Raw genomic sequence first — 24,612 nt, 5'->3', positions numbered from 1 at the left:
AATCAAGAATGGCTTGTTCACTATATCGAACAATGCAGGATTTCGATCTCCGCGACCTCGATGCCTTCGTGGCGGTGGCGCGCACGCGCAATTTCCGGCGTGCGGCGCTGGAGAGCCGCGTCTCGGTCTCGAGCCTCAGCCAGCGCCTGCGCGACATGGAGGAGCGGCTCGGCGTCCGCCTGATGAACCGCACCACCCGTAGCGTCGCGTTGACCGAAGCCGGCGAACTCTTGCTCGCCCGCGTCGCGCCTGCAATCGACGATGTCGGCGATGCGCTCAACCAGGTGCGCGGCTTGCGCGCCGAGCCGTCCGGCCGGCTCCGCATCAACGCGCCGCCGCCGGCGATCGATCTCGTGCTGGCGCCGATGATCGGGCCGTTTCTCGCCAAATACCCGCAGGTCGATCTCGAGATCGTCGCCGAAAGCGCGTTCGTCGACATCGTCGCTCAAGGGTTCGACGCCGGTGTCCGCTACGGCGAGCACCTGGCGCAGGACATGATCGCGGTGTCGCTCGGGGCGCCGCAGCGCTACGCGATCGTGGCCTCGCGCGACTATGTCGCCAAACATGGCCGGCCGATGCACCCGAAGGATCTGCTGAAGCACGCCTGCATCCGCACCCGTTTCGGCAGTGGCGCGATCTTCGATTGGGAGTTCGAGAAGAACGGCCGCGTGGTCAAGGTCTCGCCGCCGGCCAAGCTGATCGCGACCTATCTCGGCCTCGCCTTGCGCGCGGCTCACGACGGTGTCGGCTATTGGGCAACGTTCGAAGGCTATGTCCGCTACGGCGTGAAATCCGGCGCGCTGGTCAGCGTGTTGGACGACTGGTGCCCGCCGTTCGACGGGCCGTTCCTCTATTACCCGAGCCGCCGCCAGCCGCCGCCCGCGCTCGCCGCCTTCGTGGCGTTCGTCGCCGACTGGCGCAAGCAGGCGGGACGGAAAAGGGAAGACAAGGTCTCTCCACGTCGTCGTCCCGGCGAAAGCCGGGACCCATAACCACGAATGCAAATTGTCTTGCTGAGCTGAGGCCACAGCCCTCGCAACAACGAAGCCCTGTAGCTATGGGTCCGGTCTTCGCAGGGGCGACACCGATGGCGGTGTTATAGTATGCCTCGGCAGCCCCTGGGCTCCTTTGCATGGGGTTGTTTTTCGATATTTTTGCAGTGCGCCCCTCAACTGCGAGCTACAGGGTCACAACATGCTCGGCAGCACGCGGTCCGGCGGCTTGTGGGCGTCGAGGAAGGTTCTGATGTTGATGATCACCTTCTCGCCCATCTCGACGCGGCCTTCGATGGTAGCCGAGCCCATATGCGGCAGCAGCGTCACCTTGCCGGCTTTTGCGAGCCGCACCAGCTTCGGGTTCACCGCCGGCTCGTGCTCATAGACGTCGAGGCCGGCGCCGCCGACATCGCCGGCTTCGATCAGCTTGATCAGCGTGTCCTCGTCGATCACCTCGCCGCGCGCGGTGTTGACGATATAGGCCTCCTTGCGGATCAGCTTGAGCCGCCGCGCCGAAAGCAGATGATAGGTCGCCGGCGTGTGCGGGCAGTTCACCGAGATGATGTCCATCCGCGCCAGCATCTGGTCGAGGCTTTCCCAATAGGTCGCCCCGAGCTCGTCGGCGATCTTGGGCGCCACCGGGCGGCGGTTGTGATAGTGGATTTGCAAGCCGAAGGCGCGGGCGCGGCGCGCCACCGCCTGGCCGATCCGGCCCATGCCGATGATGCCGAGCCGTTTGCCGCCGATGCGGTGGCCGAGCATCCAGGTCGGCGACCAGCCGGCCCAATGCTGCTTGCCTTCGGTCAGGATCGAGGCGCCCTCGATCATCCGTCTGGGCACCGCGAGGATCAGCGCCATGGTCATGTCGGCGGTGTCCTCGGTCAGCACCTTCGGGGTGTTGGTCACCGTGATGCCGCGGGCGTGCGCCGCCGCGACGTCGATATTGTCGACGCCATTGCCGAAATTGGCGATCATCTTCAGCCGGCAGTCGGGCTGGTTGATCACGTCCTCGCGGATCATGTCGGTGACCGTCGGCACCAGCACGTCGGCGGTCTTCACCGCCTCGGCGATCTGCTCCGTGGTCATCGGCGTGTCGTCGAGGTTCAGTCTGGCGTCGAACAGCTCGCGCATCCGGGTCTCGATCGAGTCCGGCAGCTTGCGGGTGACGACGACGAGAGGCTTTTTCTTTACCGACATGTCCTGCTCTCATGAGGCGTTCGGCTTTGCCAAAGCGCAAAGCCTTCAGGCCTCATTAACCCGGTTGTTCGACACTGCAGAAAGCCGCGCTGTCCCGGCGTTTCCTTCGCGTTTCCTAGGGTTCCCCGATATCTACCCGGCGTTCGGCCTGAGGGAAATTCGGGGCGTTCTGGTTCTCAAGGCGTTCCGTCCTCTCTAGCAGAAGGCCGGGCCAAGACAAGAACCCCTCGGGCATCGCGAAGCGCGCCGGCGGGCGGCGGCACGGGGGCCTGACATTCAGGCGCGGGTTTGGCTTTGCGGCGCGCCGAATGCGGGCCGGGCATCTCGACAGGAGACGAGTTGATGGTGGTGGCGTTCTGGCGTTTCGGCTCGTTGGTGGCGCTGGTCGGGAGCATGCTGAGCGCATCGATCATGCCCGGGCATTCCGCCAAGGATCCCAGCCCGACCACCAGCGGACTGCCGATCCCGCGCTATGTCAGCCTGAAATCCGACCATGTGAACGTCCGGGCCGGTCCGACCAAGGACAACGACGTCGCCTGGGTCTACACCCGCTCCGGCCTGCCGGTGGAGATTACCGCCGAATTCGAGAACTGGCGGCGGGTCCGCGATTCCGAGGGCGCCGAGGGCTGGGTCTACCACTCCCTGTTGTCCGGTCGCCGCACCGCGGTCGTCACCATGAAGAACAAGGACGATCTCGCCTCGCTCTACGACCGCCCCGACGCCACCAGCGCCATCGCGGCGCGGCTGCAGGCCGGCGTGGTCGCGCAGGTCAGGAAATGCGCCAACAACTGGTGCCGGGTCTCAGGCATCGGGTTCGACGGCTGGATCGAGCAGCAGCGGCTGTGGGGCGTCTACGCCGACGAGAAGGTGGATTGACGACCAATCCAAACGACAATGGCCGGGACGAGCCCGGCCATTGACAATCCTGCATCAGCTTCAATCGCCTCAGCGCTTCTTGCGCAGCCGCACCACCATGTCGACGCGGGAGATCTCGAAGCCCTCCGGTACGTCGGGCATCTTCGACAGCATCATGTTAGTGTCGTGGATGTCGACCAGCTCGTGATTGTGCTCGAGATAGAAGTGGTGATGGGCCGACACGTTGGTGTCGAAATAGGTCTTGGTGCCGTCGACGCTGACCTGGCGCAGCAGGCCTGCATCGGTGAGCTGGTTGAGGGTGTTGTAGACGGTCGCGAGCGACACCGGAACCTTGGCCAGCGTGGCTTCCTCGTACAGCATTTCCGCGGTCAGATGGCGGGCGCCCTTGCCGAACAGCAGCCAGCCCAGCGCCATGCGCTGACGGGTCGGCCGCAGGCCGGCAGCCTGCAACATCTCGTTGACGTCATGCCACGGGCAGCCGGTCAGGGCCGGGTGTCCGGCACCCCGGGCAGCCGGGTGGACGGCGTCATCGTTCGAAACCGGTACTTCGTCGCTCATGTCCACTCTATGCACCTAACTCAGGCAATATTCCCGATAGATATAAAAAGGATGGCCACCAGATGCAAGTTTTTCGCAACTAGAACGAATCCAAGGTAGCGCAGAAACCTATGCAGCGGCGGTAATTTATCACCTGAATGCCGCTTTGCCGCCCGGTTGGGCCTATGTTAGTGGTCCCGCGGACCACATATGCGCTTTCGGCAGGGATCAATGCCGGTAGTGTGCCCAGCTAGCGCCGAGCGGCGGGAAACGTTAGTTCCCGTGGGAGGATAACGGTCCGGTTCAAGCCCAAGCGCTTCATCGGGACATTGGAGAGGTTAGAACAGGATGCTGGATCGCCGCGGCGGTTATGAATACGAGGACCTGCTGGCTTGCGGCCGGGGAGAGCTGTTCGGCCCCGGCAATGCGCAATTGCCGCTGCCGCCGATGCTCATGTTCGATCGCATCAGCCAGATTTCCGAGACCGGCGGCGAGTTCGGCAAGGGCTTGGTGCGCGCCGAGCTGGAAGTGAAGCCGGATCTCTGGTTCTTCGGCTGCCATTTCAAGAACGACCCGGTGATGCCGGGCTGCCTCGGCCTCGACGCCATGTGGCAAATGGTCGGCTTTTATCTCGGCTGGATCGGTGGCGAAGGTCGCGGCCGCGCGCTCGGGCTCGGTGAGCTGAAGTTCTCGGGCCAGGTGCTGCCGCACGTGCGCAAGGTTGTGTACAACATCGACATCAAGCGCGTGATGAAGTCAAAGCTCGTGCTTGGAATCGCCGACGGGTGGCTTTCCATGGACGACGAGATTATTTATCGCGCCAAGGACTTGAAGGTCGGGTTGTTCAAGCAGGGCACGGCGCCGTCCTGAGCGGGATCATCATGCGACAACATAAAGGCAGGGCGAGGCGAACATGAGGCGGGTTGTCATCACGGGGATGGGCATCGTCTCGTCCATCGGTAACAACACCCAGGAAGTGCTTGCGAGCCTCTACGAGGCGAAGTCCGGCATTTCGCGTGCGGAGAAGGCCGCCGAGCTTGGCTTTCGCTCGCAGGTGCACGGCGCGCCGACGCTCAATCCTTCCGAATTGATCGATCGCCGCGCGATGCGCTTTCTCGCCGAAGGCGCGGCCTGGAATCACGTCGCGATGGAACAGGCGATCCGCGACTCCGGGCTCGAGGAGAACGAAGTCTCCAACATCCGCACCGGCATCATCATGGGATCCGGCGGGCCGTCGACGCGGACGCTGGTGGAAGCCGCCGACATCGCGCGCGCCAAGGGCCCGAAGCGCGTCGGTCCGTTCGCGGTGCCGAAGGGCATGTCCTCGACCGCGTCGGCGACGCTCGCCACCTGGTTCAAGATCAAGGGCGTCAACTACTCGATCTCGTCGGCCTGCGCGACGTCGAACCATTGCATCGGCAATGCCTATGAGACGATCCAGATCGGCAAGCAGGACATCATCTTCGCCGGCGGTTGCGAGGAACTCGACTGGACGCTGTCGGTGTTGTTCGACGCCATGGGCGCGATGTCCTCGAAATACAACGATACGCCGTCGACCGCCTCGCGTCCCTACGACATCAGCCGCGACGGCTTCGTGATCGCCGGCGGCGCCGGCGTCGTGGTGCTGGAAGAGCTCGAGCACGCCAAGGCGCGCGGCGCACGGATTTACGGCGAGATCGTCGGTTACGGCGCAACCTCCGACGGTTACGACATGGTCGCGCCGTCAGGCGAGGGCGCCGAGCGCTGCATGCGCATGGCGATCGAGACGGTGAAAACGCCGATCGACTACATCAATCCGCACGCCACCTCGACGCCGGCCGGCGACCCGCCGGAGATCGAGGCGATCCGCAGGGTGTTCGGCACCGGCGAGAAGTGCCCGCCGATCTCGGCGACCAAGGCGCTGACCGGTCATTCGCTCGGCGCCACCGGCGTGCAGGAGGCGATCTATTCGCTCCTGATGCTCAACAACGGCTTCGTCTGCGAGAGCGCGCATATCACCGAGCTCGATCCTGCCTTCGCCGACATGCCGATCGTGCGCAAGCGCATCGACAACGCCAAGCTCGGCACCGTGCTGTCGAATTCGTTCGGTTTCGGCGGCACCAACGCCACGCTGGTGTTCAAGCGGCTCGATGCGTGATTTCGTTTTCGCCTCTCCGCAGCTGATGGAGGCCGGCAGGCCGCGCATGGCGACATTGCAACGATCTGGCAAACGATCTGGCAAACGATCTGGCAAACGATCTGGAATGGGGTTGGCATGATTATCGAACCGCGCGTGCGAGGCTTCATCTGCACGACGGCACACCCGGTCGGTTGCGCCACCAATGTCCGCGAACAGATCGCCTACGTTCTCAAGCAGGGCCCCGTCGCCGACTGCCCGAAGCGCGTCGCCGTGTTGGGCTGCTCGACCGGTTACGGGCTCGCGAGCCGCATCGTCGCGACCTTCGCCGGTGGGGCGGATACGATCGGCGTCTCGCTGGAGCGCGAGCCCACGGCGACCAGGACGGCGAGCGCCGGCTGGTACAACAATCGCGCCTTCGAGATCGAGGCGCAAAAGATCGGACGCGCGCCAGTTACGCTGGAAGGCGACGCCTTCTCCGACGAGCTGAAGACGACCTTCATCGAGCGCGTGCGCGAGAAATTCGGGCAGCTCGACCTGCTGGTCTACAGCATGGCGGCTCCGGTCCGCACCGATCCGGTCACCGGCAAGACCCATCGCTCGGTCATCAAGCCGCTGGGCGCCCCCGTCGAGATCAAGACGCTCGATACCGAAACCGGCGAGGTCTTCCAGACGACGCTGGAGCCGGCGAGCGAGGATCAAACTGCGGCTACGGTCGCGGTGATGGGCGGTGAGGACTGGCAGCGCTGGATCGACCAGCTTGCGGACGCCGGCGTGCTGGCGCCTGGCTTCCGGACGCTCAACTACACCTATATCGGCAGCGAGCTGACCTGGCCGATCTACTGGAACGGCACGCTCGGGCGCGCCAAGGTCGATCTCGACCGCAAGGCGGAAGCGATCCGCAGTCGGCTCGGCCCCGAAGCTGCCCGTGTCGTGGCGCTGAAGGCCGTGGTCACCCAGGCAAGCTCGGCGATCCCCGCGGTGCCGCTCTACGGCACCATGCTTTTCAAGGTGATGAAGGAGCTCGGCCTGCATGAGGGCTGCATCGAGCAGATCGATCGCCTGTTCCGGACTCGTCTCGGCAAGGATGTCGCGCTCGACGACGAACAGCGCATCAGGATGGACGACTGGGAGCTTTCGCCTGAAGTCCAGACCGAGATGTTGCGGCGGTGGCCACTGCTGACCACCGAAACGCTCGCCGAGTTCGCGGACCTGGACGAGCACAAGAGCCAGTTCCTCCGCCTGTTCGGCTTCGGCATCGACGGCGTCGACTACACGCAGGACATCGATCCGCGCGTTGTTCCGGGTTAAGCTGCTCCTCAGCCTGTAGCCCGGATGCAGCGAAGCGAAATCCGGGAAGTTTTCTCCGCGTCTTCGTCGTTCCCCGGATTGCGCTTCGCTACATCCGGGCTACGCATCCGAGCTCTCTGCGGCATTCGCCGCTAGACTAGAGCATGATCCGGAAAAGTGTGAAGCGGTTTTCCGAAAAGATCATGCTCAAACAAAGAGCTAAAGCGCGATGACGATTCAACCCGATCTCATCGCGCTTTAGCAAAAAAGGGCGGCCATACGGCCGCCCTTTCGCAACGATCGGATTGCCGTCAGGCCCTACTCGCCGGCGGCTTCGCGCGGCGCCGGGGCCTCGGTCTTCTGCTTGGCCTCGAGATCCTCGCCGGTGGCCTGATCGACCGCCTTCATCGACAGCCGGGTCTTGCCGCGGTCGTCGAAGCCGAGCAGCTTGACTTTGACCTTGTCGCCTTCCTTGACGACGTCGGAGGTCTTCTGCACGCGGCTGGCCGCGAGCTGGCTGATGTGGACGAGGCCGTCCTTGGCGCCGAAGAAGTTCACGAAAGCGCCGAACTCCATCACCTTGACGACGGTGCCCTCATAGATCTGGCCGATCTCCGGATCGGAGGCGATCGACTTGATCCACTTGATCGCGGCCTTCATCGCCTCGCCGTCGTTGGAGGCGACCTTCACGGTGCCGTCGTCCTCGATGTTGACCTTGGCGCCGGTCTTCTCGACGATCTCGCGGATCACCTTGCCGCCGGTGCCGATCACTTCGCGGATCTTGTCGGTGGCAATCTTGAAGGTCTCGATGCGCGGCGCATATTCGCCGAGCTCGGCGCGGGCCGCGGTCAGGGCCTTGGACATCTCGCCGAGGATGTGGATGCGCCCTTCCTTGGCCTGGCCAAGCGCAACCTTCATGATCTCCTCGGTGATGCCCTCGATCTTGATGTCCATCTGCAGCGAGGTGATGCCCTGCTCGGTGCCGGCGACCTTGAAGTCCATGTCGCCGAGATGATCCTCGTCGCCGAGGATGTCCGAGAGCACCGCGAAGCGCTTGTCCTCGAGGATCAGGCCCATCGCGATACCCGCGGTCGGCCGCTTCAGCGGCACGCCGGCGTCCATCAGCGACAGCGAGGCGCCGCACACCGACGCCATCGAGGACGAGCCGTTCGACTCGGTGACCTCGGAAACGACGCGCACGGTGTAGGGGAATTCGTGATGCGGCGGCAGCACCGGATGGATCGCACGCCAGGCGAGCTTGCCGTGGCCGATCTCGCGGCGCTTGGTGCCGCCGAGGCGGCCCGTCTCACCGACCGAGTAGGGCGGGAAGTTGTAGTGCAGCAGGAACGTTTCCTTGTACGTCCCCGACAGCGCGTCGATGTACTGCTCGTCCTCGCCGGTGCCGAGCGTGGTCACGACCATCGCCTGGGTCTCACCGCGGGTGAACAGCGCCGAGCCGTGGGCGCGCGGCAGCACGCCGACCTCGGCGAGGATGTTGCGCACGGTCTTGACGTCGCGGCCGTCGATGCGCTTGCCGGTGTCGAGGATGTTCCAGCGAACGATCTTGGCTTCCAGCTCCTTGAACACGCCGGCGACGCGCAGCTTGTCGTATTTCGGCTCCTGGCCTTCCGGGAAGAAGTGCGCCAGCACCTTTTCCTTGACGGCGCCGACCGCGGCATAGCGCTCCTGCTTGACCGGGATCGCATAGGCCTTGCGGAGATCCTGCTCGGCGATGCCGAGCATCTCCTTTTCGATCTCCGAATTGTCGATCGTGGTGACCTCGCGCGGCTCCTTGGCGGCCTTCTCGGCGAGCTCGATGATCGCCTTGATCACCGGCTGGAAGTGGCGATGGCCGAACATGACCGCGCCGAGCATCACGTCCTCGTTGAGCTCCTTGGCTTCCGATTCGACCATCAGCACGGCGTCGGCGGTGCCGGCGACGACCAGGTCGAGCTGGGTCTCGGTCATCTCGTCCAGCGTCGGATTGAGGATGAACTCGTCATTGGCGAAACCGACGCGGGCGGCACCGATCGGGCCCTTGAAGGGCGCGCCCGACAACGTCAGCGCGGCGGAGGAGGCCACCAGCGCCACGATATCCGGATCGTTCTCCATGTCGTGCGAGAGCACGGTGACGATCACCTGGGTCTCGTTGCGCCAGCCGTCGACGAACAGCGGACGGATCGGACGGTCGATCAGGCGGGAGACCAGCGTCTCCTTCTCGGTCGGACGGCCCTCGCGCTTGAAATAGCCGCCGGGGATGCGGCCCGCGGCGTAGGTCTTCTCCTGGTAGTCGACCGTGAGCGGCAGGAAGTCGACGCCCTCGCGCGGCGCCTTCGCCGCGACGACGGTGGCGAGCACCACGGTCTCGCCATAGGTCGCCATCACGGCGCCGTCGGCCTGGCGGGCGATCTTGCCGGTCTCAAGTTTGAGGGGACGTCCACCCCAGTCGATCTCGACGGAATGCGTATTGAACATTTCGGTCTTCTTTCATGGTTTCTCGAAAGCATGGCGCCGTAAAACGCAAAGACCATGCGCAAGACGGCTGGGCACTGACGCAAACAGGCAGTCAGTATCCGGCGATCCTGCCATGGTCTTTGAATTTCGGATGGCGTCCATCCTTTCGGTCATCTGGGCATCTTGCCCCGTCCAGCGGCCGGATTGCTGCTGAACGCTAGTAGCGCATGGTCATCTTTCGACAATTCGAAAGTCCGCTTTCCCGGAAGACCATACGAAAACGCGCGCGAACCCCGCGCGCGTGCTTCTCAATATCAACGACGGATGTTGTGCTTCTCGAGCAGCGCCTTGTAGCGCGCCTCGTCCTTGCGCTTGATGTAGTCAAGCAAGGAGCGGCGCGTCGACACCAGCTTCAGCAGGCCACGGCGGGAATGGTTGTCCTTGACGTGGGACTTGAAGTGCTCGGTCAGGTTGTTGATGCGTTCCGACAGGATCGCGACCTGAACCTCGGGCGAGCCGGTGTCGCCGGCCTTGTTGGCATTCGTCTTGATGACTTCCGCTTTGCGTTCGGCGGTAATCGACATCGTCAGTTACTTTCGTTGTTGCGAGCGGAACTGGCAGTCAGTCCGTTCAGGTTGAACACGCGCTTGGGGATGAGTTCGCCATTGCCAAGTTCGGCAAGCGCCAAAAGACGGCCTGCCACCGTGACATAGACTGTGCCGCTACTATTGGGCGCATCCCGTCCGCGCAACAAAACGGCCTGGCCCCTGTGGAGCCTTGCCGCATCAGCCCGTGTGACGGCCAGTGCCGGGATGTCGTCCAGCGCGGTCTCAACGGGCAAAAGCGCGTCGGCGAGGCTGCCCTCGCCAGACGCGGCTCTATTGCATAAAGCCTCCAACTGTTCCAGCGGAATCATGTCCGCTTCCGTAAACGGACCGACCAGGGTCCGCCGCAGGGCGCAGATATGGCCGAAACAGCCCAGAAGCCGGCCCATGTCGCGGGCGAGCGCCCGGACATAAGTTCCCTTGCCGCACTCGGCCTCGAATACGGATTGGCCGTTATCCCCATGTTCTACAAGGGTTAATTCGTGAATTTCAACCGGGCGGGGTTTCAGTTCCACGGTCTCGCCGTCGCGCGCCAGGTCATAGGCGCGCTCGCCCTGCACCTTGATCGCCGAATATTGCGGCGGGATTTGCTCGATGGTTCCGGTGAAGCGGGGCAGCAGCTCGCGGATCTGGTCCGCGCTTGGCCGGACCTCGCTGGTCTTGGTCACCCGTCCCTCGGTGTCGTCGGTGTCGCGCTCCTCACCCCAGCACACCGTGAAGCGGTAGCGCTTGCGGCCGTCCATCACGAACGGCACCGTCTTGGTGGCCTCGCCGAGCGCGATCGGCAGGCCGCCGGAGGCGAGCGGATCGAGCGTGCCGGCGTGGCCGGCGCGCTTGGCCTGGAACAGGCGCTTGAGCACGGCGACCGCATGGGTGGAGGTCATGCCGATCGGCTTGTCGAGCACCACCCAGCCATGGACGTCGCGTTTGTCGCGGCGCGGCTGCTGGTTCTGCTTGCCCTGCTTGTGGCGCGGATCGTTGTTGGTGCGGCGCGGCTCCTCGGCGCGCGGCGCGGGAACGGCTTCGCGGTCAGCGTCGCGCGCGTCGATATCCTTCGCGTCGGCAACGCTGTTGGTCGTCATCACAGTCATTTCACTCGTCGTCCGTATCGGGTGTCAGGTCGCGCTGCACCGCAGGTGTCCGCAAAAGCTTCTCGATGCGCGCCGCCTCGTCGAACCGCTCGTCGACGCGGAAGCGGATGTCGGGCGCAAATTTCAGGTTGACGCGATGCGCGATCTCTCCGCGCAGGAATTTCTTGTTGCGGTCGAGCGCGGCAATGACGGCGTCGGTGTCGCGTCCGCCGAGCGGCATCACGTAGATCGTCGCGAGCTTCAGGTCCGGCGACATGCGCACCTCGGGAACGGTGATGATGTGGCCTTCGAGATCCGGATCGTGGACGTCACCTTGCGACAGAATGTCGGCAACCGCATGGCGAACCGTTTCGCCGACGCGCAGCTGACGTTGTGAGCCGCCAGGGGCGGAACTTTTCTTTTGACGGGGCATGACCTTTTCCCAAAACCGTCGCGCCCGCAGGCGCAGCCCGCGGGCATCAATGTCCTAGCTTTCAATTCAGGCAATGCGCGGGTGGCCGGAACGAAGTCCGGCCACGCCGTCGCATGTGTCAGTTAAATGGACCCAACGCTTAGTAAGATCTGCGCTTCGTAAGATTTGGACTTACAGAGAGCGCTGGATCGTCTCGATGCGGTAGCACTCGATCACGTCGCCGACACGCATGTCGCCGTAGTTCTCGAATGCCATGCCGCACTCCTGGCCGGCGACCACTTCCTTCACTTCGTCCTTGAAGCGCTTCAGCGTCGACAGCTTGCCTTCGTGCACCACGACGTTGTCGCGGATCAGGCGCACATTGGCGCCGCGTTCCACGGTGCCGTCGGTGACGCGGCAGCCGGCGACCTTGCCGACCTTGGAAATGTTGAACACTTCCAGGATCTGCGCGTTGCCGAGCATGGTCTCGCGCAGCGTCGGCGCGAGCAGGCCGGACATCGCCTTTTTGATGTCGTCCACGAGATCGTAGATGATGTTGTAGTAGCGGATCTCGATGCCGTTGCGCTTGGCCGCGGCGGCCGCTTCCTTGTTGGCGCGGACCGAGAAGCCGATGATCGCGGCGTTGAAGCCTTCCGCCAGCGTGACGTCGGACTCCGAGATGCCGCCGACGCCGGCATGCAGGATGCGGGCGGCGACTTCCTCGGTGCCGAGCTTCTCCAGCGAGCCCAGGATCGCTTCCAGCGAGCCCTGCACGTCGGCCTTCACGATCAGCGGGAACTCCTTGCGGCCCGCGGTCTTGAGCTGCGACATCATCTGCTCGAGCGAGCCGCGCATGCCGGAGATCGAGGCGGCGGCGTTCTCGCGCTTCTGGTGCGCGCGGTAGCTCGTGACCTGGCGGGCGCGGGCTTCGTTCTCGACCACCGCGAGGCGGTCGCCGGCTTCCGGCGGACCGTTGAAGCCGAGCACCTCGACCGGCACGGACGGGCCGGCCTCCTCGAGATTTTCGCCCTGGTCGGAGATCAGCGCGCGGACGCGGCCCATCTCGGCGCCGGCGACGATGATGTCGCCGATCCGCAGCGTGCCGCGCTGCACCAGCACGGTCGCGACCGGACCGCGGCCGCGATCGAGCTTGGCCTCGATCACGGTGCCTTCCGCCGGACGCTCCGAATTGGTCTTCAGGTCGAGGATCTCGGCCTGCAGCGCGATCATCTCGAGCAGCCGGTCGAGATTGGTCTTGTTCTTCGCCGAGACCTCGACGTCGACCACGTCGCCGCCGAGCGATTCGACCTGCACCTCGTGCTGCAGCAGCTCGGTGCGCACGCGCTCCGGCCGGGCATCGGGCTTGTCGATCTTGTTGATCGCCACGATCATCGGCACCCTGGCCGCCTTGGCGTGGTTGATCGCCTCGATCGTCTGCGGCATCACGCCGTCATCGGCGGCGACCACCAGCACGACGATGTCGGTGACCTTGGCGCCGCGGGCGCGCATCGCGGTGAACGCGGCGTGGCCGGGCGTGTCGATGAAGGTGATCTTGGTGCCGCTCTCGGGCGAAAGCACCTGATAGGCGCCGATATGCTGGGTGATGCCGCCGGCTTCGCCCGACACCACGTTGGCGTGACGCAGCGCATCGAGCAGCGAGGTCTTGCCGTGGTCGACGTGGCCCATCACGGTGACCACGGGAGAACGCGGCTCGGTATCGGTCGAATCCTCGACGACGTCGAACAGGCCCTCTTCCACGTCGGATGCGGCGACGCGCTTGACCGAGTGGCCAAGCTCCTCGGCGATCAGCTGCGCGGTGTCGGCGTCGATCACGTCGGTGATCTTGTGCATCGCGCCCTGCTTCATCAGCATGCGGATGACGTCCACCGCGCGCTCCGACATGCGGTTGGCGAGCTCCTGGATCGTGATCGCCTCCGGGATCGTGACTTCGCGGATCAGCTTTTCCTTCGGCTCGTTCGAGGCATGGCCCTTCAGGCGCTGGGTGCGGCGGCGGAACGAGGCGATCGAACGCTCGCGCACGTCGTCGGCGTTCAGCGCGGTGGTCAAGGTCAGACGGCCGCGTTCCTTCTGCGGACCGGGCTTTTGGGTGGTCTTCGGCGCTGCCACGGGGCGGATCGCACCGCCGGGGCGACGCACCAGACGCGGACCTTCATCCTCGTCCGACGCCTCAGCCGCAACGCCCGGCGCGCGCGGCGCCATAGCCGGAGTGCGTCCGGGGGTCGTCGTTGTCGTGCGGGCCGGGGCGGACGTCCCGGGGCGTCCCGGAGCAGACGTCGCGGGGCGCGAGGGGGCGGCTGACGAGGTTGCGGGCCTCGCCGGTGCTGCGGCCGGCGCGGCTCCGGGCTTGGCCTCGCCTTCGCCGAAGCGTCGCTTAGCTTCGACCTCAGCCTTGCGCTTGGTTTCTTCTTCGTGGCGATGGCGCTCGTCTTCGGATTTGCGGCGAGCTTCGGCGGCTTCGCGCTCGACCTTCTCGGCTTCCTCGCGAATGGCGCGACGCTTGGCTTCCTCTTCGGCCTGGCGGCGTTCTTCGACGTCGCGCTGCCGTGCATCCGCAAGGGCGCTGGCGCGCGCGGAACGTTCGTCTTCGGTCAGGGTCGGCAACACCACGCCCGAGCGGGTGTTGCGCTGCTGGCTGGGAGGCGGGCCGGAGGGCCGACCAGCCGGAGGCCGCGGCGCGGGCGCCGCAGGCTTTGCAACCACGGGTTCCGGTGCGTGGGTCTCCGGGCCGTCGCCGCCAACGCGACGCTTGCCTCGCTTCTCGACCACGACCTGCTTGGTCCGGCCGTGGCTGAAGCTCTGGCGCACGGTGCCCGTCTCGACGCGCGGCTTCAGCGACAACGTCTTGCTCGGGACACTCAGAGTCTTGTCGCCAGGGGTCTTGGTATCAACCATTCAGCAGTCCTAATCTCGTTTTCGCTGTGCGCTTTCCGCACAAATCCATCAACGTCGTCTTTTGCTGAGCATGATCCGTGCAAAGGCGGCGTCCGCCTTCTCCGGCTCAGGCTCTGGAATTTCTGGCCGCGTCGGCGGTCTTGTCGTCGTCGGCCATCCGGTATCGGACCAGCATCTGGCAGCGCGACAGGAACGTCTTGCTCGCCGGGCCCGCGAGCAGCGCAGCATGTATCACATTTGACCGCCCAAGTGCCAAATCCAATTCTTCCGAGGTCAAAACATTGACGACGGCGATTACCCGCGATTCACCACGTTTTTCGTCTCTTTGCCGCAGGATCGCGTCCAATTTGCGGATTCCGTCGGGTGCGCCGTCGGAAGCGTGGATCAGGGCTGCGGTTTCGCTCCGGTTGAGTGCGTCCTCGACCTTGCCGAAGCCCGCGACCACCTGTCCGGCCTTGGCGGCCATCGCCAGGGCCTCGGTGACGCTGCGCACCAGAAGGGTCTCGGTGTCGGTGGGAAGGGTCGGCGCGACGCGGACATCGCGCTTGAATCCCTTGCTGAATTGGTGACGACGGACCGCTTCCGCAACGCTTCGCCGCGATGCGGAAACCCATAATCCGCGGCCCGGCAGCTTGCGCTTGAGGTCCGGAACGACCTCGCCGGTGGGGGCGACGACGAAACGGATCAGTTCGTCGATCGGACGGACCTCGCGGCTGACCGCGCACATCCGCGTGGTCGCGGACTTCTGTGTCCGCGGCCCATCGTCGAGATCGGGGTCAGCTGATGCGAGCATCCGTGCGCCATCTCCTTACGCCGCAGGTTCTTCGGCGGCCTCGGTCTCTTCCTCGGCCGGCTTGGCGAGGTCGGCCTCCGTGATCCAACCGGCCTTGAGGCGGGCCTGCATGATCACGCCCTCGGCCTCGTCGCGCGAGATCTCGATGCCATCGAGGAACCCGGCATGCTTGGTCGGCTCGCCGCCCTCCTTGCGCTCGGTCCAGCCGACCAGATCGTCGGTGGCGCAGCCGGCGAGGTCCTCGACCGTCTTCACGTCGTTCTCGCCGAGCTTCACCATCATCTTGCCGGTCACGCCGGGCACGGTCTTCATGTCGTCCTCGACGCCGAGCTCCTTGCGCTTCGCCTCGAGTTCCGCCTCGAGCTGCTCGAGATATTCGCGGGCGCGGGTCTGCAGCTCGGTCGCGGTCTCCTCGTCGAAGCCTTCGATGCCGGCAAGCTCCTTGACGTCGACCATCGCGAGCTCCTCGACCGAGGTGAAGCCCTCGGAGGCGAGCAATTGGCCGACGACCTCGTCGACATTGAGCGCTTCCATGAACACGCGGGTGGAATTCTCGAAGTCGGCCTGACGGCGCTCCGACTCTTCCTGCTCGGTCAGGATGTCGATATCCCAGCCGGTGAGCTGCGAGGCGAGGCGCACGTTCTGGCCGCGGCGGCCGATCGCCAGCGACAGCTGATTGTTGGTGTCGGGCACCACGACCTCGATGCGCTCGCGGTCTTCGTCGATCACGACCTTGGCGACTTCAGCCGGCGCCAGCGCGTTGACGACGAAGGTCGCGATGTCGGGCGACCACGGGATGATGTCGATCTTCTCGCCCTGCAGCTCGTTGACCACGGCCTGCACGCGCGAGCCGCGCATGCCGACGCAGGCGCCGACCGGGTCGACCGAGGAATCGCGCGAGATCACGCCGATCTTGGCGCGCGAGCCGGGATCGCGGGCGACCGCCTTGATCTCGACGATGCCGTCGTAGATCTCCGGCACTTCCTGCGCGAACAGCTTCGCCATGAACTGCGGATGGGTGCGCGAAAGGAAGATCTGGGGGCCGCGGGTCTCGCGCCGGACGTCGAAGATATAAGCGCGGACGCGGTCGCCGTTGCGGAACACCTCGCGCGGCAGCATCTCGTCGCGGCGCACGATGGCTTCGCCGCGGCCGAGATCGACGATCACGCTGCCATATTCGACGCGCTTGACGATGCCGTTGACGATGTCGCCAATGCGGTCCTTGAATTCCTGGTACTGGCGGTCGCGCTCGGCCTCGCGCACCTTCTGCACGATCACCTGCTTGGCGGACTGCGCGGCGATGCGGCCATATTCCAGCGGCGGCAGCGTGTCGGCGATGGTGTCGCCGACCTGGGCGCCCGGATTGGCGCGCTGCGCATCGACCAGCGAAATCTGGTTCGAGGCGTTCTCGACGATTTCGACCACCAGCATGTGGCGGGTCAGGCGGAGCTCACCCTTCTTGGCGTCGATCTCGGCATGGACGTCGGTCTCGCTGCCGTAGCGGGCGCGCGCCGCCTTGGCGATGGCGTCTTCCATCGCCGCGATCACGATGGAGCGGTCGATCGACTTTTCGCGCGCAACTGCGTCTGCGATCTGCAGCAGTTCGAGTTTGTTGGCGCTGACTGCCATGGCTTAGTCTCCTTCGAATGGATCGATCTCGCCGCGGCGCGCGCGTTCGGCGGCGAGGCGATGCTTCTTCGTGTTGGTCGGAGCCGGCTTGTCGCCGGGCTTCGGCTTCGGTTTCTGGCTCTTGGCGGGGTCGCTCTTCCTGGCGTGTGCCGGCTGCGGCGGCGCGAGCCCGAGCTCGCGGCGCAGATCGCGCTCGGCGGCCTTGCCGCGGCGCATCGATTCCTCGATCAGCTCGTCGGTCAGCACCAGCCGCGCGTCCGAAATGTCCTCCATGACCAGGAGAACCTCGGCATCCTCGTCCGCGCGCGGGTCGTCGCGCTTGAGGCGTACCGCAGGATCCTCGACGCCGGCGAGCGTACCGCGGAAGCGTTTGCGGCCCTGATGCGCGACCGCCATCTCGATCTTCACGAGGTGGCCGGTGTAGCGCTCGAAATCGGAGCGGCGCACCAGCGGGCGGTCGATGCCGGGCGACGAGATCTCCAGCCGGTAGGCGCGCTCGATCGGATCGGCGACATCGAGCACCGGCGACAGCGCGCGCGAGATCGCCTCGCAATCCTCGAGCTGCATCGAGCCGTCGGGCCGCTCCGCCATGATCTGCACCGTGCAGCCGGCATCGCCCGAGACCTTGATGCGCACCAGCCGATAGCCCATGCCTTGCAGCACCGGGACGGCGACCGCGGCGACGCGCGCCGCGACCCCGGGCTCGACGACGAGGCGCGGCTCGGAAAGCAGGTCGGTGTCCACGGACGTGGCGGTCGGTTCGGTCATATCCAGCGTCAAGGGCGGTCTGTCGTGTTGCTCGCTCGGCCTTAAGAGGCCGCTAACGCTACCCAAACGGAGCCCGGCCTGGCTGGGTCCCCTCGGGTAATAAAAAAGAGCGGGTCCCGGGGGGCCCACTCTCCTACGCGATCGTATGAGATACCATAAGTTGCGCCGGATATAGCCCTTTTGGGTGGGTCCGGCAAGGGCTTCCGGCCCGGGCGGGGGTGATTTTGCGGCGCCTCGCCGCAGAGAATCGATCTAACAGTCCGTTTACGAACCGGACCTTAGATTGCGGCAAATCGGCACCAAACGCCGGTTTGGACAGGCTTATGACGACAGCCCCCGCGCTGATTCCGGAACTCGATGACATCGTTCGCCGCGGCGACCCCAGGCGGCGCGCGGAGGCGGCGCGGCGCGTCAGCGAGCTGTTCCTGCAGGGCGCGGCGAACTTCCGCGCCGATCACGTCGATCTGTTCGACGGTGTGCTGACCAGCCTGGTTCCGCATGCCGAGCTGGCCGCGCGCGTCGATCTCGCCGAGCGGCTCGCGCCGCTCGCCAATGCGCCGCGCCGTCTCGTGGGCCAGCTTGCGCGCGAGGACGATCTCGCGATCGCCGGCCCGCTGCTGCGGCAATCCCTTGTCATCCCCGAGCCGGTGCTGATCGAGATCGCCAATGCCAAGGGGCAGGGTCATCTGCTCGCGATGGCCGAGCGACCGAAGCTCTCGACGGCGCTGACCGATGTCATCGTCCACCGCGGCGATCGCGATGTGATCAGATGCGCGGCCGGCAATGCGGGCGCCGCATTCTCCGACGATGGCTTTGCCGCGCTGATCCGGCGCGCCGGGCAGGACGGCGTGCTGACGCTCAGGATCGGCCGGCGCGAGGACCTTCCGCCCGAGCATCTGAAGAATCTGCTGGCGGGCTCGATCGACGTGGTGCGCCGCCGCCTGCTCACCATGGCCAAGCCCGAGCGCCAGGCCGCGATCAGCGACGCGATGCACGAAATCACCGGTGCAACCCAGCATGTCGAGAATCGTCGCGACTTTGCGCTAGCACAACGCACGGTGATGGCGTTGCATCGCGCCGGTCAATTGACCGAAGGCGCGTTACTCAACTTCGCCAAGGCATTCAAGTACGAGGAGGCCGTTGCGGCGCTCGCCCTGATGACCGGCGTCAAGATCGCAAGTCTCGACCGCCTGATCGATGGCGACCGCTACGATCCGATCCTGATCGCGGGCAAGACGATCGGTCTGGAATGGCCGACGGTGCGCACGCTGATCCTGATGCGGATCGGGCCGAACCGGAGCGTCTCTCCCGCCGATATCGAAGGTGCGCGGGTCAATTTCACCCGCCTGATGCCGTCGACCGCACAGCGCGTCGTGGACTTCTGGAAGTCGCGGTAGGTCTCCGTCATTCCGGGGCGCGCCACTTGGCGCGAGCCCGGAATCCATTTCTCTGCTTGCGCCTGCGGTGCGATGGATTCCGGGCTCTCGCTTCGCGAGCCCCGGAATGACGAGGCTAGACGGTTCGCCGAAATCGCAGATACGCCGCCTTCCGCCCTTCACGCTCGGCCTTGGCGCCATAGCGCGTCATCGTGTAGTCGGGCCACGGAAGCTGCCAATCGCCGGCGCGCTCGGCGAGCCAGGCGAAATCCGGCGAACGCATCAGATGCGCGAGCGTCCAGGCGCAGTAGTCGTCGATGTCGCTGACGAAGCGAAACTCGCCGCCAGCCTTCAGAATCCGCGCCATCGCGGCGACCGTCGCATCCTGCACGAAGCGCCGCTTCCAGTGCCGCCGCTTCGGCCAGGGATCGGGATGGATCAAGTCGATGCGCGCCAATGCGCGTGCCGGCGCCCAGGCCAAAAGCTCGGCGGCGTCGCCGGCGAACAGCCTGACATTGCCGATATTGTTGGCCTCGATCCGGGTCAGGATCTTGGCCATGCCGTTGACGTAGGGCTCGCAGCCGATGAAGCCGGTGTTCGGAAACGCCTGCGCTTCCGCGATCAGGTGCTCGCCGCCGCCGAAACCGATCTCGAGCCTGACCTCCGCGATGCCGTCGTCGAACAATTCGCTCAGGCGCGCAGGCGCGCTCGCCGCGATGTCGACCGCCAGATGCGGCAGCAGATTGTCGATCAGGTCGGCCTGATGCGATCGCAGCTTGTGGCCCTTGCGCCGTCCGAAGAACGAGCCGCCGGCATGTGCCGGCGCGCCATCGTCCGGTTGCTCCCGATCGCCGGTGTCGCGCGGTGCCGGTGTCATCGCAGCGTCTGGTACAGCCGGTACAGCAGCCGCGCGCGCGGCTCGAGCGACGAGACATAGAGCTGCTCGTAGTGGGTATGCGCGCCCTTGCCGTCGACACCGAGGCCGTCGAGGGTTGCGGTGTGCGGCGCGGTGAAATTGCCGTCGGAGCCGCCGCCGGTGAAGACGTCGACGAGATCGAAGCCGAGCTCGGCGGCAAGCTCCTTCGCGTGCTCGAACAGCGCCGCGCCGGCGTTGCTCTTCTCGTAGGGCGGACGGTTCAGCTCGCCCGTGACTTTGACGGTGACGCCCTCGGTGCGCGACCTCAGTCCGAGGATCTTCGCGACAAATTCGTCGGCGTCGGCCAGGGTCGGCACGCGCAGATCCACCTCGGCGGTGGCTTCCTCCGCGATCACGTTGGGCTTGGTGCCGCCTTTCACGACGCCGACATTGACGCTGATGCCGCGCTTGAGGTCGTTCATCGCCGCCAGGGTCTGGATCACATTGCCGAGCTCGTTGATCGCGCTGCGGCCGTCCTCCGGACGGGTGCCCGAATGCGCCGGGACGCCCTTGATGGCGACGTCGAAGCGCGCCACGCCCTTGCGCCCGGTGACGATCTTGCCGCCGTCGCGCGCGGGCTCGGTCACCAGCACATATTTGGCCTTGCGCCCCTCCGCCTCGATCAGCGCCCGCGAGGTCGGGCTGCCGATCTCCTCATCGGACACATAAAGATGCGTGATGCCGAGCGGCGTCCGCGCATCATCGGCGCAGATCTGCCGGAATGCGTGATAGGCGAGATAGGCGCCGCCCTTCATGTCGTAGATGCCGGGGCCGAACGCGCTATCACCTTCGACCTTGAATGGCAGCCGTTCGATGAACCCCATCGGATGCACTGTATCGAGATGGCTCAGCACCAGGATGCCCGGAGCCTGCTGACCCCATGACGAGCGCACCACCAGATGATCGCCGCAGCCGTCGCGACCGGCGACCCGCTCGACGGTCGCCGGCAGGTCGCGATAATCCGAGACGACGAGGTCGGCGAGCCTGTTGACCTGGTCCGGCCGCTCGGTCGGAGATTCGATCTCGACCCAGCGGCGGATGCCGTCGAGAATTGCCGCGGCTTCAAACCGGTTGTTTGCCATGATCGTTGTCGCCGTCCGTGATGTCGCTTCTCATTTTACGCACGCCATAACGCGACGCGCGCGCCATCGCGCCATGACCTCGATCATGTGCGCGTCGCCGCAATGACATATTCCAGATTTTGCGATCCCTCAAACGGGATATGGCTGCCTCAGACCTGGTCGGAGGCTTCCCGTGCGGCGATCTGCTCGACCAGCTCGACGATGCTGCGGCGGAGCTTGGCGTCGTTGATGCGGGTGAAGGCGCGGGTCAGCGCCAGGCCCTCGGCGGTTGCCAGGAAATCGGAGACGTAGGCCGGCGACGCGCCCTCGCCAAAACCGTCCGCGGTCTTGACGCCGCTCGGGCCGCCGTCGAACAGGAAGGAGACCGGCACCTGCAGGATCTCGGAGATCTGCTGCAGCCGGCTGGCGCCGACGCGGTTGGTGCCCTTTTCGTATTTTTGCACCTGCTGGAATGTCAATCCCAGCGCTTCTCCCAGCTTCTCCTGACTCATGCCCAGCATGATGCGTCGCATGCGGACGCGGCTGCCGACATATTTGTCAACAGGGTTGGGCGCTTTGGTCGACATCTCCAACTCTCCTAGGATTGTGCGCGCCCGGGGGTGAGGCAAGTTGGAAGCGGAGTATGCCTCAGGCGCGGGTGCCGTCAAATCCTGCAGGGAGGATCGGGACGAAATGCGGATAATTTGCGCAAAGTGGCTGACTGGACTTCTGATTTCGCACGGACCCGTACAATGCGAAGTGCACGGTCAATCTGTCAACAGGTGGAATCGCGCTGAGGTAAATTTCGACGTTATTTCGGGTTCGGACGACAACCGGCAATATGCAGTCGTCAGGCTTTTCGCCTGACAAAACGGCGCCGCAGCACGATTGCGAGGGCAACTATCACAATTGCGGCGGCGGGGACATTGCCAATGCGCGCATAGATCGTCGGCGCGATGGCCGACGGCAGGCCGGCGTCGAGCACGCCCTCGATGCCGAGACCCAATCGCGCCACAATTCGTCCCACCGGATCGATCACGGCGGAAACACCCGTATTTGCGGCGCGCACCAGCGGCAAGCCCTCTTCGATCGAGCGCATGCGGGCTTGCTGCAGATGCTGGTAGGGACCGGTCGAGATGCCGAACCAGCCGTCATTGGTGACGTTGATGATCCAGCCGGGGCGGTCGTCGCGACTGACGACATTGCCGGGGAAGATCGCCTCGTAGCAGATCAGGGGCAGCGCGGACGGTGCGTTCGGCACGTCGATCGGCTTGCGGATCGTGCCCGGAATGAAGCCGCCCACCACCTTGGTGAGATTCTGGAAGCCGAGCTTTTCCATCCAGTCCTGGAACGGCAGATACTCGCCGAACGGCACCAGATGCAGCTTGTCGTAGACCGACAGCACGCTGCCATCGTGATCGATCAGATAGATAGAATTATAGGCTCGCGTGATGCGAACGCCCGCCGGCAGATCGGGCGCGCGCACCGAGCCCGTGATCAGCACGGTTCCCTTGGGCAAGAGATCGGCAATCTGCGCCATCGCGTCGGCTTCCCGCGTCAGGAAGAATGGAAACGCCGATTCCGGCCAGATCAGAATTGTGGCATCGCTGACGCCGGTGGAGTGCGGCCCGGACGAACGATCCGACAAGGTGAGATATTTCTGCATCACCGCCGCCTTGGCGGCGTAGTTGAACTTGGCGTCCTGCTGCAGGTCGGGCTGCATGATGCGCAGCTTGACGCCGGCGACCATGCTGGTCGGCAGCAGCGACAATCGGATCGCGCCGAACGCCAGCATCGCTGCCAGCACCGCGACCGCCGTCACCGGCGCAAGCCAGGGCTTGCGGCCGCGCGACGTGCCGTCGATCAGCACCGCGGGGCTGGCGAAGATCGCGACCGCGAGGAATGTCATGCCCCACAGCCCGACGAGGGATGCGGTTTGTGCCAAAGCGAGCGGCTCGCTCAGCGCGTAACCGAACACATTCCAGGGAAAGCCGGTCAGGACATGACCGCGCAGCCATTCCGCGATCGTCAGGCTGACCGCGAGCGCCAGCACGCGCGAGACATCGCGCGGCCAGATCAGCCGCGCCAGCGCGAAGCCGAAGGCGGTGAACAGCGCAAGATAGGCCGGCAGGCCGAGCACCGCGAACGGCGTCAGCCAGGCGAAGGTGTCCGCATCGACGAAGAACGCGTAGCCGATCCAGTACAGTCCCGGCACGAAATAGCCGAGACCGAACCAGAAGCCGGACAGCGCAGCCGCCGGCACGCCGTGCCAGCGCCCGGCCGCGGCGCCGTCGATCAGCCACACCGCGATCGGAAAGGTCAGGAACAGCACCGGCCAGGCGTTGAACGGCGCCATCGCCAGCGCCGACAGGGCGCCGGCAAGCAGCGCGATCGCGGCGCGCTTCCATCCCCAGGTCAGGATGATCGCAAGCCCGGCCGCGCGGAGCTGGTCGGAGAGCTTCACGGCTGTCCGGCTCCATCGCCTGACGGCGGCGGCGTGTTGTCATTGGCCTGATTATCATTGGCCTGGGGGCTGCCGGAATCAGGCGCCTGCTCGCGGCGGCGCTCGCGTTCCTTCTCCCGCTCCTTGCGCGGCGCCGGCCGCTCCTTGCGTGTCGTGATGCGCAGCCGCTTGACCCGTCGCGGATCGGCGTCGAGCACCTCGACCTCGAAATTGCCCGGTCCCGAGATCACCTCGCCGCGCACCGGCAGGCGGCCGACGAACGAGACGAGATAGCCGCCCAGCGTCTCGACCTCCTCGCCGGCCTCGCCGGTGACGAAATCCTCGCCGATCACCGTGCGCACGTCGTCGAGGCTGGCGCGGGCGTCGGCGATGAAGGAATTGTCGGCCTGGCGGACGATCGCCGGCGGCTCGTCGGAATCGTGCTCGTCATCGATCTCGCCGACGATCTGCTCGACGATGTCCTCGATCGAGACCAGGCCGTCGGTGCCGCCATATTCGTCGACCACCAGCGCGAGATGGATGCGCGAGGCCTGCATCTGCGCCAACAGGTCGATCGCCCGCATCGAGGGCGGAATGTAGAGCAGCTTGCGGATGATGTTGGCGTCCGACAGCGGCAGCGCGAGATCGACCGTGCGCAAGTCGAGCCCGGCCGGGAACGGCTTCTTGCGCCGCGTCTTGGTCGCCTCGGTGACCCGTGCGCGCGCGGTCATGAAGGCGAGCAGGTCGCGGATGTGCACCATGCCTTCGGGATCGTCGAGAGTCTCGTTGTAGACCACCAGCCTCGAATGCGCCGCGCTCTCGAACAGGCTCATCAACTCGCCGAGCGGGATGTCGCGCTTGACCGCGACGATGTCGGCGCGGTGGATCATGACGTCGGCGATCCGCCGCTCGTTGAGCGACAGGATGTTGCGCAGCATGGTGCGCTCGATCGCCGAAAAGCCGACATCGTCGGGCGTCGAGGCGTCGAGCACGACCTGGAGATCGTCGCGCACCGAGCCGGCCTTCCAGCCGAACAGCGTGCGGATCGCGCGCACCAGCCAGCCTTCGGCGGCGGGCCGCTGCACCTCGCCCTCATGCACCACGGCGGGCAGGTTGCTCACGTTGCGCGGATTGTCATGGGTTGGTTCGGAGTCCGGCATG

Annotated in this window: 21 protein-coding genes; 6 read left to right on the top strand and 15 right to left on the bottom strand. The window is 65.3% G+C overall.

Annotation, left to right across the window (positions count from 1 at the left end):
* Positions 1–32: 32 nt before the first annotated feature.
* Positions 33–992, top strand: a complete 960-nt coding sequence (locus IC762_RS00280; protein WP_195789944.1) for a LysR family transcriptional regulator — start codon at positions 33–35, stop codon at positions 990–992.
* Between the two features lie 195 nt (positions 993–1,187).
* On the opposite strand, the gene IC762_RS00275 is transcribed toward IC762_RS00280, so the two are convergent.
* Positions 1,188–2,192, bottom strand: coding sequence for a 2-hydroxyacid dehydrogenase (locus IC762_RS00275; RefSeq protein ID WP_195786681.1), 1,005 nt, complete (start codon positions 2,190–2,192; stop codon positions 1,188–1,190).
* Between the two features lie 348 nt (positions 2,193–2,540).
* Between IC762_RS00275 and IC762_RS00270 the strand changes: the two genes are divergently transcribed.
* The gene (locus IC762_RS00270) at positions 2,541–3,068 is read left to right on the top strand and encodes an SH3 domain-containing protein (protein WP_195789943.1); all 528 of its coding nucleotides are present in this window, start codon (positions 2,541–2,543) and stop codon (positions 3,066–3,068) included.
* 69 nt (positions 3,069–3,137) lie between these two features.
* Here the strand turns inward: IC762_RS00270 and irrA are convergent, their stop codons facing one another.
* Complete coding sequence (gene irrA / locus IC762_RS00265) at positions 3,138–3,626, bottom strand: iron response transcriptional regulator IrrA (RefSeq protein ID WP_283816325.1); 489 nt, start codon at positions 3,624–3,626, stop codon at positions 3,138–3,140.
* A gap of 327 nt (positions 3,627–3,953) precedes the next feature.
* Here irrA and fabA point away from each other — a divergent pair, with 327 nt between their 5' ends.
* From fabA to fabV, 3 genes are all read left to right on the top strand, one after another.
* Positions 3,954–4,475: a bifunctional 3-hydroxydecanoyl-ACP dehydratase/trans-2-decenoyl-ACP isomerase gene (gene fabA, locus IC762_RS00260; protein WP_195786680.1), complete on the top strand. Its 522-nt coding sequence runs from the start codon at positions 3,954–3,956 to the stop codon at positions 4,473–4,475.
* A 43-nt stretch (positions 4,476–4,518) separates the two neighbouring features.
* Positions 4,519–5,742 carry a beta-ketoacyl-ACP synthase I gene (fabB, locus tag IC762_RS00255; RefSeq protein WP_195786679.1) on the top strand — a complete coding sequence of 408 codons (1,224 nt, stop codon included), beginning with the start codon at positions 4,519–4,521 and terminating at the stop codon, positions 5,740–5,742.
* 117 nt (positions 5,743–5,859) lie between these two features.
* Positions 5,860–7,032 (top strand): enoyl-ACP reductase FabV, encoded by a 1,173-nt coding sequence (gene fabV / locus IC762_RS00250; protein ID WP_195786678.1) that lies wholly within the window; start codon positions 5,860–5,862, stop codon positions 7,030–7,032.
* Positions 7,033–7,329: 297 nt separating this feature from the next.
* Here the strand turns inward: fabV and pnp are convergent, their stop codons facing one another.
* The 8 genes from pnp to rimP all read right to left on the bottom strand — a co-directional run bounded on the left by pnp (position 7,330) and on the right by rimP (position 17,655).
* Positions 7,330–9,486, bottom strand: a complete 2,157-nt coding sequence (pnp, locus tag IC762_RS00245) for a polyribonucleotide nucleotidyltransferase (RefSeq protein WP_195786677.1) — start codon at positions 9,484–9,486, stop codon at positions 7,330–7,332.
* Between the two features lie 293 nt (positions 9,487–9,779).
* Positions 9,780–10,049, bottom strand: a complete 270-nt coding sequence (rpsO, locus tag IC762_RS00240) for a 30S ribosomal protein S15 (protein ID WP_016844725.1) — start codon at positions 10,047–10,049, stop codon at positions 9,780–9,782.
* 2 nt (positions 10,050–10,051) lie between these two features.
* Positions 10,052–11,161, bottom strand: a complete 1,110-nt coding sequence (truB, locus tag IC762_RS00235) for a tRNA pseudouridine(55) synthase TruB (protein ID WP_195786676.1) — start codon at positions 11,159–11,161, stop codon at positions 10,052–10,054.
* A gap of 1 nt (position 11,162) precedes the next feature.
* Complete coding sequence (rbfA, locus tag IC762_RS00230) at positions 11,163–11,573, bottom strand: 30S ribosome-binding factor RbfA (RefSeq protein ID WP_195786675.1); 411 nt, start codon at positions 11,571–11,573, stop codon at positions 11,163–11,165.
* 171 nt (positions 11,574–11,744) lie between these two features.
* A complete protein-coding gene (gene infB / locus IC762_RS00225) occupies positions 11,745–14,465 on the bottom strand; it encodes a translation initiation factor IF-2 (RefSeq protein ID WP_195786674.1) in 2,721 nt (906 codons plus the stop codon).
* A gap of 106 nt (positions 14,466–14,571) precedes the next feature.
* Positions 14,572–15,258, bottom strand: a complete 687-nt coding sequence (locus IC762_RS00220) for an RNA-binding protein (RefSeq protein WP_195786673.1) — start codon at positions 15,256–15,258, stop codon at positions 14,572–14,574.
* Positions 15,259–15,273: 15 nt separating this feature from the next.
* Positions 15,274–16,887: a transcription termination factor NusA gene (nusA, locus tag IC762_RS00215; RefSeq protein WP_195786672.1), complete on the bottom strand. Its 1,614-nt coding sequence runs from the start codon at positions 16,885–16,887 to the stop codon at positions 15,274–15,276.
* 3 nt (positions 16,888–16,890) lie between these two features.
* Entirely contained in the window at positions 16,891–17,655 is a 765-nt protein-coding gene (gene rimP, locus IC762_RS00210; RefSeq protein ID WP_195786671.1) for a ribosome maturation factor RimP, read from the bottom strand.
* Positions 17,656–17,978: 323 nt separating this feature from the next.
* Here rimP and IC762_RS00205 point away from each other — a divergent pair, with 323 nt between their 5' ends.
* On the top strand, positions 17,979–19,052 hold the full coding sequence (locus IC762_RS00205) for a DUF2336 domain-containing protein (RefSeq protein ID WP_195786670.1): 1,074 nt from the start codon (positions 17,979–17,981) through the stop codon (positions 19,050–19,052).
* Between the two features lie 115 nt (positions 19,053–19,167).
* Here the strand turns inward: IC762_RS00205 and IC762_RS00200 are convergent, their stop codons facing one another.
* The 5 genes from IC762_RS00200 to IC762_RS00180 all read right to left on the bottom strand — a co-directional run bounded on the left by IC762_RS00200 (position 19,168) and on the right by IC762_RS00180 (position 24,611).
* Positions 19,168–19,908 (bottom strand): tRNA (guanine(46)-N(7))-methyltransferase TrmB, encoded by a 741-nt coding sequence (locus IC762_RS00200; protein WP_195786669.1) that lies wholly within the window; start codon positions 19,906–19,908, stop codon positions 19,168–19,170.
* A complete protein-coding gene (locus tag IC762_RS00195) occupies positions 19,905–21,029 on the bottom strand; it encodes a M20 family metallopeptidase (protein WP_195786668.1) in 1,125 nt (374 codons plus the stop codon). The genes IC762_RS00200 and IC762_RS00195 overlap by 4 nt, the downstream gene beginning before the upstream one ends.
* A gap of 149 nt (positions 21,030–21,178) precedes the next feature.
* Complete coding sequence (locus IC762_RS00190; protein ID WP_195786667.1) at positions 21,179–21,595, bottom strand: helix-turn-helix domain-containing protein; 417 nt, start codon at positions 21,593–21,595, stop codon at positions 21,179–21,181.
* A 263-nt stretch (positions 21,596–21,858) separates the two neighbouring features.
* Complete coding sequence (lnt, locus tag IC762_RS00185) at positions 21,859–23,472, bottom strand: apolipoprotein N-acyltransferase (RefSeq protein WP_195786666.1); 1,614 nt, start codon at positions 23,470–23,472, stop codon at positions 21,859–21,861.
* Positions 23,469–24,611 carry a hemolysin family protein gene (locus tag IC762_RS00180; protein ID WP_195786665.1) on the bottom strand — a complete coding sequence of 381 codons (1,143 nt, stop codon included), beginning with the start codon at positions 24,609–24,611 and terminating at the stop codon, positions 23,469–23,471. Before IC762_RS00180 ends, lnt begins: the two co-directional genes overlap by 4 nt.
* Between the last annotated feature and the right edge of the window lies 1 nt (position 24,612).

This window comes from Bradyrhizobium genosp. L, assembly GCF_015624485.1.
In the GTDB taxonomy this organism is placed as follows: domain Bacteria; phylum Pseudomonadota; class Alphaproteobacteria; order Rhizobiales; family Xanthobacteraceae; genus Bradyrhizobium.
This window is presented reverse-complemented; position numbering and strand designations above follow the sequence as displayed.